12 protein-coding genes and 1 rRNA gene are annotated in these 14,392 nt (G+C 72.8%); 1 reads left to right on the forward strand and 12 read right to left on the reverse strand.

Going from position 1 to position 14,392, the window contains the following annotated elements:
• Positions 1-56: 56 nt before the first annotated feature.
• From allB to ACFCZN_RS05180, 7 genes are all read right to left on the reverse strand, one after another.
• Positions 57-1,388 (reverse strand): allantoinase AllB, encoded by a 1,332-nt coding sequence (gene allB / locus ACFCZN_RS05150; RefSeq protein WP_429763814.1) that lies wholly within the window; start codon positions 1,386-1,388, stop codon positions 57-59.
• A complete protein-coding gene (locus tag ACFCZN_RS05155; protein WP_430556051.1) occupies positions 1,385-2,551 on the reverse strand; it encodes a glycerate kinase in 1,167 nt (388 codons plus the stop codon). Before ACFCZN_RS05155 ends, allB begins: the two co-directional genes overlap by 4 nt.
• A gap of 90 nt (positions 2,552-2,641) precedes the next feature.
• Complete coding sequence (gene gcl / locus ACFCZN_RS05160; protein ID WP_430556052.1) at positions 2,642-4,429, reverse strand: glyoxylate carboligase; 1,788 nt, start codon at positions 4,427-4,429, stop codon at positions 2,642-2,644.
• Positions 4,430-4,474: 45 nt separating this feature from the next.
• Positions 4,475-5,392: a 2-hydroxy-3-oxopropionate reductase gene (locus ACFCZN_RS05165; protein WP_430556064.1), complete on the reverse strand. Its 918-nt coding sequence runs from the start codon at positions 5,390-5,392 to the stop codon at positions 4,475-4,477.
• 10 nt (positions 5,393-5,402) lie between these two features.
• Entirely contained in the window at positions 5,403-6,206 is an 804-nt protein-coding gene (locus tag ACFCZN_RS05170; protein ID WP_430556065.1) for a hydroxypyruvate isomerase family protein, read from the reverse strand.
• 204 nt (positions 6,207-6,410) lie between these two features.
• Positions 6,411-7,667, reverse strand: a complete 1,257-nt coding sequence (locus ACFCZN_RS05175; RefSeq protein ID WP_430556053.1) for a DUF6986 family protein — start codon at positions 7,665-7,667, stop codon at positions 6,411-6,413.
• Positions 7,664-9,142: an NAD-dependent malic enzyme gene (locus tag ACFCZN_RS05180; RefSeq protein ID WP_429763810.1), complete on the reverse strand. Its 1,479-nt coding sequence runs from the start codon at positions 9,140-9,142 to the stop codon at positions 7,664-7,666. The genes ACFCZN_RS05175 and ACFCZN_RS05180 overlap by 4 nt, the downstream gene beginning before the upstream one ends.
• A 106-nt stretch (positions 9,143-9,248) precedes the next feature.
• Between ACFCZN_RS05180 and ACFCZN_RS05185 the strand changes: the two genes are divergently transcribed.
• Positions 9,249-10,001 carry an IclR family transcriptional regulator gene (locus tag ACFCZN_RS05185; protein WP_429763809.1) on the forward strand — a complete coding sequence of 251 codons (753 nt, stop codon included), beginning with the start codon at positions 9,249-9,251 and terminating at the stop codon, positions 9,999-10,001.
• 80 nt (positions 10,002-10,081) lie between these two features.
• Here the strand turns inward: ACFCZN_RS05185 and ACFCZN_RS05190 are convergent, their stop codons facing one another.
• From ACFCZN_RS05190 to rrf, 5 genes are all read right to left on the reverse strand, one after another.
• Positions 10,082-11,779, reverse strand: coding sequence for a nucleobase:cation symporter-2 family protein (locus tag ACFCZN_RS05190; protein WP_430556054.1), 1,698 nt, complete (start codon positions 11,777-11,779; stop codon positions 10,082-10,084).
• Between the two features lie 55 nt (positions 11,780-11,834).
• Positions 11,835-12,779 carry a factor-independent urate hydroxylase gene (pucL, locus tag ACFCZN_RS05195; protein WP_430556055.1) on the reverse strand — a complete coding sequence of 315 codons (945 nt, stop codon included), beginning with the start codon at positions 12,777-12,779 and terminating at the stop codon, positions 11,835-11,837.
• A gap of 129 nt (positions 12,780-12,908) precedes the next feature.
• Entirely contained in the window at positions 12,909-13,247 is a 339-nt protein-coding gene (gene uraH, locus ACFCZN_RS05200; RefSeq protein ID WP_430556056.1) for a hydroxyisourate hydrolase, read from the reverse strand.
• Positions 13,244-13,747, reverse strand: a complete 504-nt coding sequence (gene uraD / locus ACFCZN_RS05205; protein WP_429763805.1) for a 2-oxo-4-hydroxy-4-carboxy-5-ureidoimidazoline decarboxylase — start codon at positions 13,745-13,747, stop codon at positions 13,244-13,246. The genes uraH and uraD overlap by 4 nt, the downstream gene beginning before the upstream one ends.
• 552 nt (positions 13,748-14,299) lie before the next feature.
• A 5S ribosomal RNA gene (rrf, locus tag ACFCZN_RS05210) occupies positions 14,300-14,392 on the reverse strand; the annotation flags it as partial.

Below are 14,392 nucleotides of genomic sequence, written 5' to 3' on the forward strand. Positions count from 1 at the left end.
CCTTCGTGGTCGTTCTCGTCGTCGTTCTCGTCAGCGTTCTCGTCGTCGGGCCCTGCTCAGGCCCCGCCGCGGCGCAGCAGGGTGCCGGTGGGCTCGTCGCCCACGGGACGCCCGCGCAGCAGCGTGCGCCGCACCGTTCCCGTGAGGTCACGACCGGCGTACGGCGTGACCGGGTTCTTGTGGTGGAGGCGGGCCGGGTCGACGACGAACGTCGCCTCGGGCGCGAAGACCGCGAGGTCCGCGTCCTTGCCCACGGCGATGCCGCCCTTGCGCTCCAGGCCGACCAGTGCGGCCGGGCCGGAGGACATCCAGCCGACGACCTCCGCGAGCGGCACCCCGCGGCGGCGCGCCTCGGTCCAGACGACGGCGAGGCCGAGCTGCAGCGACGCGACGCCGCCCCAGGCCTCGGCGAAGTCGCCCGAGGCTGGCTGCTTGAGCTCGGCGGTGGCCGGCGAGTGGTCGGTGACGACGACGTCGATCAGGCCGTCGCGCAGGCCCTGCCAGAGGCGGTCCTGGTTGTCGTGCTCGCGGATCGGCGGGCAGCACTTGTAGGCCGTCGCGCCGTCGGGCACGTGGTCGGCGTCCAGGGACAGGTAGTGCGGGCAGGTCTCGACGGTGAGGCGCAGGCCCTCCGCACGGGCGGCCGCGATCATCGGCAGCGAGTCGGCGTCGGACAGGTGCAGCACGTGCGCCCGCGCGCCGGTGGCGCGGGCCGCGTCGATGAGCGAGGCGATCGCCGTCGACTCGGCCTTGGCAGGCCGCGAGGCGAGGAAGTTCTTGTAGGTGGGGCCCGGCTCCTGCGGGGCGTCCTCGAGGGTGCCCGGGTCCTCCGCGTGCACGATCATCAGGGCGCCGAACGACGTCAGCTCCGCGAGGTCGGCGCGCAGCTCCGCGTCCTCGAGGTGGCCGAACTCCGGCACCCCGGAGTCGGCGAGGAAGCACTTGAAGCCGAACACGCCGGCATCGTGCAGAGGCTTGAGGTCCGCCGTGTTGCCCGGCACGGCGCCGCCCCAGAAGCCGACGTCGACGAACGCCTGGTCCACCGCGCGCTGCTTCTTGACCTCGAGGTTCGCGACCGAGGTCGTGGGGGGCAGCGAGTTGAGCGGCATGTCGACGATCGTCGTGACGCCGCCGGCCGCGGCGGCGCGCGTGGCGGTGGCGAAGCCCTCCCACTCGGTGCGGCCGGGCTCGTTGACGTGCACGTGCGAGTCGACGAGGCCGGGCAGCAGCACCTCGTCCTCGGCGAGCTCCAGCACCTCGGCACCGGCCAGGCCGGTGCCGAGCGGAACGACGGCGGCGATCCGGCCGTCGGTCACGCCCACCTCGACGGCGCGCTCCCCCTCGGGGGTGACGGCGCGGGCGGCGCGGACGACGAGGTCGTGGGTCATGCGATCTCCAGGGTGTTCAGGGACGGCAGGTGGTCGACGAGCCGCGCCGCGAGGGTCTCGAGCAGCGGGCCCGCCTCGGCGATGCAGCGGGCGACGTCCGGCTCGACGTCGGCGAGGGCGTGCACGGCGGTGAGGCCGGCGGCGGCCGCTCGTGCGGGGCTCAGGGTGGTGCGGCCGCACACCGCGACCGTGGGGACGCCGGCGACGGCCGCGGCGGCGGCCACGCCGACCGGCGTCTTGCCGTGCAGGGACTGCTCGTCGAGGCTGCCCTCCCCCGTGACGACCAGGTCGACGCCGGCGAGGCGGTCCGCGAAGCCCGTGAGGGCCAGCACCTCCTCGACACCGGGGCGGCGCTCGGCGCCGAGCAGCAGGCAGGCGAAGCCCACGCCGCCCGCCGCGCCCGCGCCGGGCTCGGCGGCGTAGCCGCGGGCGCCCGTGACGCCGACGGTGGCCAGCACGTCGACCCAGGTCGCCAGGCCGAGCTCGAGCTGGTCCACCGTCGCCGGGTCGGCGCCCTTCTGCGGCCCGTACACGGCGGCCGCGCCCTGCTCGCCGAGCAGCGGGTTGTCCACGTCGCTCGCGAGCACGATCTCGGTGTCGGCGAGCGCGGGGTGCAGCCCCGCGAGGTCCACGTCGGTCAGCTCGTGCAGGTGGCCGCCGCCGTCGGCGACGTCCCCCGCCCCCGACGCGAGGCGCGCGCCGAGCGCGGCGAGCATGCCCGCCCCGCCGTCGGTGCTGGCGGAGCCGCCCACCCCGACGACGATCTCCCGTGCCCCCGCGTCGAGGGCGTGCGCGATGACCTCGCCGAGCCCCCGGGAGGTCGCGGCGAGAGCGGTGGCCGGCGTCGGGGTCACCTGGGCGAGGCCGGTGACCGCCGCCATCTCGACGACGGCGGTGGCGCCCCGGCGGGCGTACCGGGTGGCGACCGGTTCCCCGAGGGGGCCGGTCGCCACCAGGTCCACCGCGGTGTAGCCGGCGGCGAGGGCGGCCTCCAGGGTTCCCTCGCCGCCGTCGGCCACGGGGAGCTCGTCGACGACGACGCCGGGCACCGCCCGCCGCAGGCCGGCCGCCAGGTGGGCGGCCACCTCGCCGGCGGTCAGGGAGCCCTTGAACTTGTCCGGGGCGAGCAGCACGCGCGCCGCCGTCGGTCCCGTCGTCGTCACTGCCGCTCCACCCCCTCGTCCGTCGGTCCTGCCCGTCCTCGCCATCGTCTCTCCCGTCGCCGTCGTCGGGTACTGCTCAGCCTGTCGCGCTCAGTCGAGCAGCGCGATGGCCGTGGGCGAGTCCTCGGCCGAGATCGCCAGGTCCTCGAACTCGTTCACCCCGTTGAGCTCCGCTCCCATCGCGATGTTGGTGACGCGCTCGAGGATGACCTCGACCACCACGGGGACGCGGAACTCCGCGGTCATGGCCTGCGCCTTGGCGAACGCCGCGCCCAGGTCCTCCGGGTCCTTGACGCGGATCGCCTTGCAGCCCAGCGCCTCGGCGACCTTGACGTGGTCCACGCCGTAGCCCTCGGGCTCCCCGTCACCGTGCGACATGTTGATGTTGTCGAAGGCGAGGGACACGTGGTAGTCCATCTCGAACGCCCGCTGCGACTGACGGATCAGGCCCAGGTAGGCGTTGTTCACCACGACGTGCACGTAGGGCAGGTGGTGCTGCGCGCCCACGGCGAGCTCCTCCAGCATGAACTGGAAGTCGTAGTCGCCCGAGAGGGCGACGACGTTGCCCTCGGGCAGCGCCCGCGAGACGCCGAGCGCGGCCGGACCGGTCCAGCCCAGAGGGCCCGCCTGCCCGGCGTTGATCCAGTGCCGCGGGTGGTACGTGTGCAGCAGCTGCGCGCCGGCGATCTGCGAGAGGCCGATCGTGGTGACGTAGACCGTGTCGCGGCCGAAGGCCTTGTTCATCTCCTCGTACACGCGCTGCGGCTTGATCGGGATCTCGGTGAAGTGCGTCTTGCGCTGCAGCTTCCCCTTGCGCTCCTGGGCGGACGCGGCCCACGCGGAGTAGTCCTTCAGCTGCCCGGCGGCCCTGCGCTCCGCGGCGACCTCGAGCGCGGTGCGCAGGAAGGCGCCCGCGTCGGAGACCACGCCGTAGTCGGGCGCGAACACGCGGCCGATCTGCGTGGGCTCGATGTCGACGTGCACGAAGGTGCGGCCCTCGGTGTACGTCTTCAGGCCGCCGGTGTGGCGGTTGGCCCACCGGTTGCCGACGCCGATCACGAAGTCCGACTCCAGGAACGTCGCGTTGCCGTAGCGGTGCGACGTCTGGATGCCGACCATGCCCGCGGTCAGCGGGTGGTCGTCGGGGATCGCGCCCCAGCCCATGAGGGTCGGCACCACCGGCACGCCGAGGGTCTCCGCGAGCTCGACGAGCTCGGCCTCCGCGCCGGCGTTGATGATGCCGCCGCCGGCGACGATCAGGGGGCGCTCCGCGGCCAGCAGCATGTCGATCGCCCTGGCGACCTGCTCGCGGGTGGCCTCCGGTCGCTCCGGAGCCAGCGGCTGGTAGGTCTCCGGGTCGAACTCGATCTCCGTCATCTGCACGTCGATCGGCAGGTCGATGAGGACCGGGCCGGGACGGCCCGAGCGCATCAGCTGGAACGCGCGCTGGAAGACGCCCGGCACCTGCGACGCCTCGAGGACCGTCTTCGCCAGCTTGGTGACCGGCGCGGCGATCGACGCGATGTCGACGGCCTGGAAGTCCTCCTTGTCGAGCTTGGCCACCGGGGCCTGGCCCGTGATGCACAGCATCGGGATCGAGTCGGCCCACGCGGCGTACAGGCCGGTGATCATGTCGGTGCCCGCGGGGCCCGACGTGCCGATGCAGATGCCGATGTTGCCGCGCTCGGCGCGCGAGTAGCCGTCGGCCATGTGCGACGCGCCCTCGACGTGCCGGGCGAGCACGTGGTGGATGCCGCCGTGCTGGCGCATGGCGTCGTAGAACGGGTTGATGGCGGCGCCGGGGAGGCCGAAGGCCTCGGTGGCACCCTCCTTCGCCAGGATGGCGACCGCGGCGTCGACCGCGCGCATGCGGGGCATGGTGCTCTCCTTCGAGTCTTCGGGGATGTCGGGGCGGGCGCGAGGTCAGTCGCGACCGGACAGGCGCGCGATCGCCTGGAAGAGGCCGGAGTGGTCGAGCGACCCGTCGCCCTCGGCGCGGGCCGCGGCCATGAGCTGTGCGACGACGGCGCCGACCGGGGCGACGACGCCCTGCTCGCGCGCGGCGGTCGTGAAGATGCCCAGGTCCTTGTGGTGCAGGTCGATGCGGAAACCGGGGGCGAACTCACGGCCCAGCATCTTCTCGGCCTTCTGGTCGAGCACCGCGGAGCCGGCGAGGCCGCCGCCGAGGACCTTGACGGCCGCCTCCGTGTCGACTCCGAACGCCTCGAGGAAGACGACGGCCTCCGCGAGCAGCGCGATGTTGCCGGCGACGATGAGCTGGTTCGCGGCCTTGACGGTCTGGCCGGAGCCCGAGGGGCCGACGTGCACGACCGTCTTGCCGACGGCGTCGAACACGTCGGACGCTGCGGCGAAGTCCTCGGCGGAGCCGCCGACCATGATCGACAGGGCGGCGTTCTTCGCGCCCGCCTCGCCGCCGGAGACCGGCGCGTCGAGGTAGCGGAAGCCGGCGGCCGTCGCCTGCTCGGCCAGCGCGATGGTGACGTCCGGGCGGATCGACGAGAAGTCGACGATCAGCGTGCCCGGCTGCGCGTTCGCGAAGACGCCGTCGTCGCCGGTGAGGACCCCCTCGACGTCCGGGGAGTCCGGGACCATGACGGCCACGACGTCCGCGGCCTTGACGGCCTCTGCGACGGACGAGGCGGCGGTGCCGCCCGCCTCGACGAGGGGCTGGGCCTTGGCGGCCGTGCGGTTGAAGCCGACGACGGCGTGCCCGGCGTCCTGCAGGTGGACGGCCATCGGGCTGCCCATGATGCCGAGGCCGATGAAGGCGATGGTGCTCATTGGTCGTGTCCTTCCGGGGAGGTCGAGGGGTCGCTGCAGCGCGGGGCACTCAGCGCGCGGAGCGCTCGGCGCGGGGCAGCCAGGCGAACGGGTCGGCGTCGGCCGTCTTGTACTCGAGGCCGACGGGGCCGGCGTAGCCGGCGGCGCGGAGGTCGCCGATCCAGCGCTGGATCGGCAGGTCCCCGCTGCCCGGGGCACCGCGGCCCGGGGCGTCGGCGATCTGGACGTGGGCGATGCGGTGGCCGTAGGTCTTGAGGTCGAGGTCCACGTCCGAGCCGTTGACCGACAGGTGGTAGACGTCGAACAGCAGGCCAAGGTTGGTCGCGCCGTGCTCGTCGCGCACGCGGTCGAGGACGGCGACGGCGTCGGCCGAGGTCTTCAGCGGGTACGCGGGGGCGCCGGAGACCGGCTCCACCAGCACGGTGCCGCCGACGCGCTCGACGGCCTTCGCCGCGAGCGCGAGGTTCTCGGCGCCGAGCGCGTCCTGCGCGGCCGGGTCCTCGCCCTCGACGCGGTTGCCGTACAGCGCGTTGAACGCGCGGCAGCCGGTGCGCTCGCCGATGCGGGCGACGGCGTCGAGGTTGGCGCGCAGGTCGGCCGAGCGCTCGGGCCACGAGATCAGGCCGCGGTCGCCGCCCGGCATGTTGCCGGCGTCGAAGTTGAGGCCGGTGAGCTGCACGCCGGCGTCGGCCAGGGCCCCGACGAACGCGTCGATCTCGTCGGCGTCGGGGGTCGGCGTGGCGAAGGGCCACCAGAGCTCGACGCCGTCGAAGCCGGCCGCCTTCGCGGCCGCCGGACGCTCCAGGAGCGGCAGGTCCGTGAGGAGGATCGAGCAGTTCACGGTGTAGGGGATCTGGTCCGTCATCGCTGACTCGCTTTCGCCAGATGGAAGATTGGTTCCTTGTAGTGAAAACGCTACGCCGGGTCGGCGCGATCGGTCAACCCCTGCCCGGGGCCCTCCCGCAGTGCGGTCGTGACGCCGCGCACACGACGACGGCCCGGCGGGACGTCGTCCTGCCGGGCCGTCGTGGCCGTGCGCTGCGCCGATGCCCGGGCGTCAGCCCCCGAGCGGGCGCGTCACGATCGCCGTGAGCTCGTCCGGCCGCAGGCCGGTGCGCTCGACGATCTCGTCGACGCCCAGGGCTCCGCAGTCGACGCCGCGCTTGAGGTACCACGCGAGCGCCTTGGCGGTGGCGGGCTCGTCGAGCACCGCACCCTCCACCTCGTTCACGTAGTTCGACAGCCGCTCGGCCGCCGGCTCGAAGCCCTCGCGGTAGAACGCGTACGTCGCCGCGAACCGGCTCGGGAGCTGAACCGGGTGCAGGTCCCAGCCCTGGTAGAAGCCGCGCTCCAGCGAGCGCCGCACGAGACGCCCGTGGTTCGCCCACGCGGCGCGCACCTGCGCGTCGTCGCCGACCGGCAGCACGTTCGTCGACCCGTCGGACAGGCGGACGCCGGTGCCGGCGGCCGCGAGCTGCATGACCTCCTTGGCCAGGTCCGCCGCCGGATGCTCCATCGACTGGTACGCCGCGGCGATGCCGAGCGCCGCCGAGTAGTCGTACGTGCCGTAGTGCAGGCCGCTCACGCGCCCCGCCCCCGCGTGGATCATCCGCGCCACGGTCGCCGTGCCCTCGGAGTCGAGGATCGACTGCGGCGTCTCCACCTGCACCTCGAAGCGCAGGCGCCCGGCCGGCAGGCCGTTCGCCTCCTCCAGCCGCTCGCAGACGGAGACCATCGCCTCGACCTGCACGACGCCGGTCACCTTCGGCAGGGTCAGCACGAGCCCGTCGGGGAGGTCGCCCGACGCCGCGAGCGTGCTGACGAACACGTCGAGCGTGCGCAGGCCGCGCGCCCGGGTGGGCCGCTCGAAGCACTTGAACCGGATGCCGACGAACGGCGTCGCTCCCCCGGCGTCCAGCTCGGCGCGCAGCGCGGCGGCCGCGGCGGCGGTCACCTCGTCCTCGTCGGCGTCGGGGTGGGTGCCGTACCCGTCCTCGAGGTCGATGCGCAGGTCCTCGATCGGCTCGGCGGCGAGCTTGCGCTCCACCTGGGCCGCGACCGCCTCGCGCAGGTCGTCCCGCACGTCGACGGCGTCCAGCAGCGCGTCCGTGCCCTGCGCCTCGACGGCCGCGAGCGCCTGTGCGCCCCAGTCCCTCGCGAGCCCGGCCGCGTACCGGTGCGCCGGCACGTACACGGTGTGCACGGGCTGGCGCGTGCCGTCGTCGCCCGGGTAGGCGCGCTCGAGGTGGGCGTCGTGCGCGGCGAGCCGCCGCTCGACGTCGTCGAGCGCGGCCTGGTCGAGGGACGCCTTCATCGGGCCACCGCCGCGCCCTCGGCCTGCAGCGCACGGCCCAGGTGCTGGGCCAGGTGCTCGGCGTCCCCGGCACGGTGCTCCGCCACCGGGACCTCCTTGAGGCCCTCGGCCCGGACGGCCTCCGCGACGGCCTCGGCGACGCGGCTGTCGAACACGCCCGGGATGACGAAGGCCGAGTTGAGCTCGTCCTCGCTCACCACCGACGAGATCGCGACCGCCGCCACGCGCAGCATCTCGTCCGTGATCTGCGTGGCGCCCGCGTCGAGCAGGCCGCGGAACAGGCCGGGGAACGCCAGCACGTTGTTGATCTGGTTCGGGTAGTCGCTGCGGCCGGTCGCCACGACGGCGGCCGTCTCGCCCGCGGCGATGGGGTCGACCTCGGGCGTCGGGTTCGCGAGGGCGAACACGATCGCGTCGTCGTTCATCGCCGCGACGTCCGCGCCCGTGAGGATGTTGCCCGCCGAGACGCCCACGAAGACGTCGGCGCCGACGAGCCCCTCCTTGAGGGTTCCGGTGAACCCGGACGGGTTGGTGTTCTCGACGATCCAGGCGCGGTTCGCGTCGTCGCCGGCCGACTCGGGCGTGAGCGCCCCGTGCCGGTCGAAGCCGACGATGTCCCTCGCGCCCTGGGCGAGCAGGAGGCGGATGATGGCCGAGCCGGCGGCGCCGACGCCGGACACCGCGATGCGGACGTCCTCGATCTTCTTGTTCACGACCTTGAGCGCGTTGATGAGCGCCGCGAGCACCACGATGGCGGTGCCGTGCTGGTCGTCGTGGAAGACGGGGATGTCGAGCTCCTCGCGCAGGCGCTTCTCGATCTCGAAGCAGCGGGGCGCGGAGATGTCCTCGAGGTTCACGCCGCCGAAGCCCGGGGCGATCGCCTTGACGGTGCGGATGATCTCCTCGGTGTCCGTCGTGTCGAGGGCGATGGGCCACGCGTCGACGTCGGCGAACTGCTTGAACAGCGCCGCCTTGCCCTCCATGACCGGCATGGCGGCCTCGGGGCCGATGTCGCCGAGGCCGAGGACGGCGGTGCCGTCGGTGACGACCGCGACGGTGTTGCGCTTGATGGTGAGGCGGCGCGCGTCCTCGGGGCGGTCGGCGATCGCGAGGCAGACGCGGGCGACGCCCGGCGTGTAGGCGCGCGAGAGGTCGCGGCGCGTCTTGAGCGGCACCTTGGGGGTGACGGAGATCTTGCCGCCGAGGTGCATGAGGAAGGTCGAGTCGGACATCTTCAGCACGCGCACGCCGTCGAGGGCGTCGAGCGCCGCGACGATCCGCTCGCCGTGCTCGGCGTCGACCGTGTCGCAGGTGACGTCGACGACGATCGTGTCGGCGTGCGACTGGGCGATGTCGACGCCCATGACCGATCCGCCGGCCGTGGCGATCTCGTGGACGATCTCGCTCGTCGCGCGCTGCGAGGCCGGGGCCTCGACGCGGAGGGTGATCGTGTAGCTGGGGCTGGGCATCGCCATGGCCTGGGTTTCCTTTCGAGGTGCTGATGACATGAAGTTTCGAGATGTGGAAGGATGGTTTCTAGAACCGGGACCGGTTCGTGAGGCTCAAAGGGGGACACGACCCATGGCGAACGGCACCGGAGTCCAGTCGGTGGACCGGGCGATCGACCTGCTCGAGATCATGACCGACCTCGGCGGCGACGCCGCGCTCAGCGAGCTGGCGGCCGCTGCCGGCCTCCCGCTCCCGACGATCCACCGGCTCATGCGGACTCTCGTCGGTCGCGGCTACGCCCGTCAGCTCCCGAACCGCCGGTACACCCTGGGACCGCGCCTCATCCGGCTGGGCGAGAGCGCCGGCCGCCAGCTCGGCGCCAGCGCCCGCCCGCACCTGGAGCGGCTCGCCCGCGAGCTCGGCGAGAGCGCCAACCTCGCGATGATCGACCGCGACATGGTGGTGTACGTCGCCCAGGCCTCGTCGTCCTACTCGATGCGGATGTTCACCGAGGTGGGACGGCGCGTCTACACGCACTGCACCGGCGTCGGCAAGATGGTGCTCGCCGAGCTGCCGGACCAGACGATCCGCGACATCGTCGGTCGCGTGGGGATGCCGCCCGCCACCGACCTGTCCATCACGGACGTCGACGACCTCCTCAAGGAGATCGGCACGATCCGCGAGCAGGGCTACGCCGTCGACGACGGCGAGCAGGAGATCGGCGTGCGGTGCTTCGCCGTCCCCGTGAAGGGCGCTCCCACCCCGACCGCGCTCTCGGTCTCCGGGCCCGCTGCCCGCGTGACCTACGAGTTCGGCGAGGCCGCGCTCCCCCTGCTGCACGAGATGGCCGACACCATCTCGAAGGAGCTGCTCTCCGCGGCCTGACGGCACGCGGCGACCCGACGCGGGGCGCGAGGCGGGGATCCCGCCTCGCGCCCTGCGTCGTGCCGGGGCGCGCATCGTGGTCACCCGTCCCCCGGCTCGGCGGCGCCCGCGTGCACCAGCTGCGGACGGGTGTCGTCCGCCGCGGCGTGAGCGCCGGGACGTCGACCGGCGACCGCGTCGCGCGCGCCCTCGCGGATCTGGAGCACGTCCGGCACGCCGTCCGCGTCCAGGTCGATGGCCGACACGCAGCCCGACCGGCGGCCGTGGCCGTGGCGCACCCGCGCCCGCACGTCCGCGTTGAGGCGGGCGCGGCGACGCTCCTCCTGACGCTCGGCGTCCAGGCGCGCGAAGTACTCCGCCCGGCGCTGCTCCTGCTCCTCCGTCACGACCAGTCGCGCCGAGGAGCCTGCGGTGAACACCGACGGGTCCTTGCTGCGCCGGCCCCAGCGGATCTCGTTGAACACGAGGTTGAGCAGGACGGCGACGACGGCTGCGGCCGCGATCCCGGAGTGGAAGATCATGCCCACCCAGGTCGGGAACTGGTCGTAGAAGTCCGGGACGGCGATCGGGATGATGCCGAAGCCCAACGCGACCGCGACGAGCGTGAGGTTGAGGTTGCCCTCGTACTCGACCCGCGACAGCGTGCGGATGCCGGACACGGCCACCGAGCCGAACAGGACGATGCCGGCGCCGCCCAGCACGGGCGACGGGATCGCCGCGACCACCTGTCCCAGCACCGGGAACAGCCCCAGGACGAACAGGACGGCGCCGCCCGCCGCCACGGCGAACCGCGAACGGATGCCGGTGATCGCGACCAGGCCGACGTTCTGCGCGAACGCCGAGGCCGGGAACGAGTTGAGGAACGGCGCGATGAGCGTCGCGGCCATGTCGGCCCGCAGGCCGTCCCCCACCCGCTTCGCGTCGACCTTGGTGTCGAGCACCTCGCCGATGGCGATGATGTCGGCGGTCGTCTCCGTCATGATGACGAGGATGACGATCGTCATCGAGATGATCGCGCCGATCTCGAACACCGGGGCGCCGAAGGCGAACAGCGTCGGCAGCGCGAACGGCGACCCCTCTCCGACCCCCGAGAAGTCCGCCAGCCCGAGCGGCACCGCCGCCACGGTCCCGAGGATGATGCCGAAGAGGATGGACAGGCGGGAGATCGTGCCCTGCAGGAAGCGGCTGAGCGCGAGCACCACGACCAGCGTGCCGAGCGCCAGCGCGATGTTGGGCACCGAGCCCCAGTCGGCCGCCTCCTCGTCGCCGCCCATCATCCAGCCGGCCGCCGTGGGCAGCAGCGAGATGCCGATGATCGTGATGATCGTGCCGGTCACGACCGGCGGGAAGAACCGCACGACCTGCGCGAAGAACGGGCTGATCGCCAGGCCGATCACGGCGGCCACGATGATGGCGCCGAAGACGGCGGGGAGCCCGCCGTCCCCGCTCGCCACCGCGACCATGGTGGACACGGTGGCGAACGAGATGCCCTGGACGAGCGGGAGCTGCGACCCGAAGAAGCGGATGCCGAGCGTCTGGAGCGCGGTGGCCAGACCGCTGACGAGCAGCGCGGCCGACACGAGGACGCCGATCTCCGCCCCGGTCAGGCCCGCCGCCTGCCCGACGATGATCGGCGGCGCGATCACGCCGCCGTACATCGTCATGATGTGCTGCAGGCCGTAGAGGAACGTCTTGCCGAGCGGGTAGCGCTCGTCCTCCGGTCGACCGCCCTGCGGCACGCCGGTCACGCCCGCCGCGTCGATGGTCGTCGTGCTCATCTCGATGCTCCTTCGAACCGACTGCACGGTGCCTCGCTGATCAGGGGAACCTGGATCAGCAGAACCCCGTGACGGTGGCCCACGCGCGCGGCTCCTGGTCGGCGCCCTCCCGCTTCACCTCCGCCTCGATCTTTCCGTACGGGCGGTCGGCGACGTAGAAGACCTCGTTCGGGTTCTCCAGGCCGAAGGGCTCGAAGTCCACGACGAAGTGGTGCAGGTTCGGCATCGAGAACTTGATCTCGCCGATCTCCGGGTGCGCCTCGAGCACCCGCTTGCCCATCTGGTAGAGGGTCTGCTGCAGCGCGAGCGAGTGCACGTCGGCGAACGTCTCGAGCAGGATGCGACGCACGTCGTCGTAGACGGCGTTGAAGTCGATGTCCAGCGACGTGTAGCGCCAGCGGGCGGTCACCGACGTCGCGAGGATGCGGTCGGTGGTCTCCTGCAGGGTGGTGTAGCGGTCCTTCGGGAAGCCGTGGAACTCGGAGCCCGTGGACTTGAGCACCTTGAGGTCCTCGAGGCCGGAGACGACGAAGACCTCGTCGCCCTCGCGCTGGACGACGGTCGTGCGGGTCTCGGTGCCGCCCTTGACGAACGCGTGGTCGTGCTCGCCGTCGGTCACGTGGGAGGTGAGCGACGAGGGGATGTGCTCCCAGGTGTACTCCTTGGCCTCCCAGCGGCCGCCCTCGATCCAGTCGAAGCTCGAGACGAAGTGCTCACCCAGGCGGAGGGCGAACTCCTCCGGCGAGGGGATGCCGTCCTTGGCGAGCGCGAACACCGTGTTCTTCTGCGTGTCCGTGGGGACCACGCGGCCCTGGTCGCCGTCGATGTGCGCGGCGGAGAAGTCACCGCGGAGCTGCGAGGTCACCGAGAGCTCGGTGATCCGGTGGCGCGCCTGGTCACGGTCGACCTTCATGACGCGTACCTCGGCCTTGCCGTACTGGTTGTCGCCCAGCACGATCGTGCCCGTGGCGGCCTGGGCGTCGGTGGCGGTGGCGGTCATTGCTGACTCCTTCATCTGTTGTTGCGTTGTCGCGGGACCGCCCCGAGGGCGGCCCCCATACGTCTCCGATGACGATGACGCAGGCCGCGGCGTCTCTGCCGCGGCCGGTGATGCGGGCCTGGCGGCCCGTCAGCTCCCGCGGTACGTCGAGTACGCGAACGGGCTGAGCAGGCAGGGAACGTGGTAGTGGTCGCGCCCGGCCTCGACGGTGAAGTCGATGGTGATCGACGGGTAGAACGTCGCGACCTCCTGCGCGGCGAAGTAGTCGCCGGTCGCGAAGGTCACGCGGTAGGTGCCGGGCTCGAGGGACTTCGGGCCGAGGTCCTTGACCCGGCCGTCGGCGTCGGTCGTGGCGTCCGCGAGCCGCGCGGCGCTGTCCGCGCCGACGCTCCACAGGGAGACGGCCACACCGGCGGCCGGCAGGCCGGACACCGCGTCGAGCACGTGGGTGGTGACGTGCGAGGTCATGAGAGCTCTCCTTCCAGGCGCAGCACGGCGATCTCCCGCAGCTGCTGGCCGGCGATGCGTCGCTCGGTGGCGGGATCGTTCCCCAGGCGTTCCTCGAGCGCGGCGAGGATCTCGTCGGCGGTGCGGCCCGCGGCCCGGATGAGGAAGACGTGACCGAACCGCTCCTCGTAGGCACGGTTGCCCGCGCGCAGGCGCTCCTCCACCGAACCGGTCAGGTCGCCGAGCCCGGCCTGCTCCCGGCGCGAGTGCGCCGCGTCCGCGTCCTCCCCGGAGGCACGCTCGCCGATGCGCGGATGACGGGCGAGCGCGGAGTCGATCTCCTCCTCGCTCCACGGGTCCGCCACGACGCGCGCCGCCGCGAGTGCAGCCGCGGTGTCCGCGTACGGGCGGCCGGCGACCACCGCGTCAGCCCACCGGGTCACGGCCGCGCACGAGAGCACCCGGGCGCGTGCGGCGTCGATGTCCGCCGCGTTGAATGCCTCGAGACCTGCACTCGTCATCGAGCGACCCCCTTCGGACGATTCCACCCACCGGAAGTGGGTTTCCGTTCAGTGAAGTCTCGCTCTCGGCCCGGTGCCATGTCAAGTGAGTCCGCGCTCAGTAGGGACCTGCCGCACGGCACCAGCCGAGCACGCTCGCTGCGGCACATCATCACCCCAGGTCAGCAGCCTGAAACGGCCGCCCGGACACGCTCGTGAAGACCCTGAGAAGAGTGCAGAGGAGTCTCCGCGCCGGTCGGAGGACGCGGAACCTCCCGCCAGCGCGCGCCGGCCCGCCCGCAGGTCCAGCGCGCCGACCTCGGGAGTTCCCCCGGAGCTCGGAGCACGCGGGCGCCGGCGCGCAGCGGAACGGGACGGTGTCGCGGCGCGCACGCCACGTCATCGTGTCGTCGGGCCCGCCACTGCCGCGCGCCCCGGACGGCGCGGGATGCCGTGTGCGCGACCACGGGCCGGCTCGCCGCCGAGCACGCCTGCGGGCACGACGGCGTGGTGGGGTGTTGCGGGTATGCGAAAGGCCCACCCCGGTGTGGGGTGGGCCTTTCGTGAATGGGTGTCCGGCGGCGTCCTACTCTCCCACCCCCTCGCGAGGGCAGTACCATCGGCGCTGAAGGGCTAAGCTTCCGGGTTCGGAATGGGACCGGGCGT

Source organism: Isoptericola sp. NPDC056134, from assembly GCF_042264825.1.
GTDB classification, from domain to species: domain Bacteria; phylum Actinomycetota; class Actinomycetes; order Actinomycetales; family Cellulomonadaceae; genus Isoptericola; species Isoptericola nanjingensis.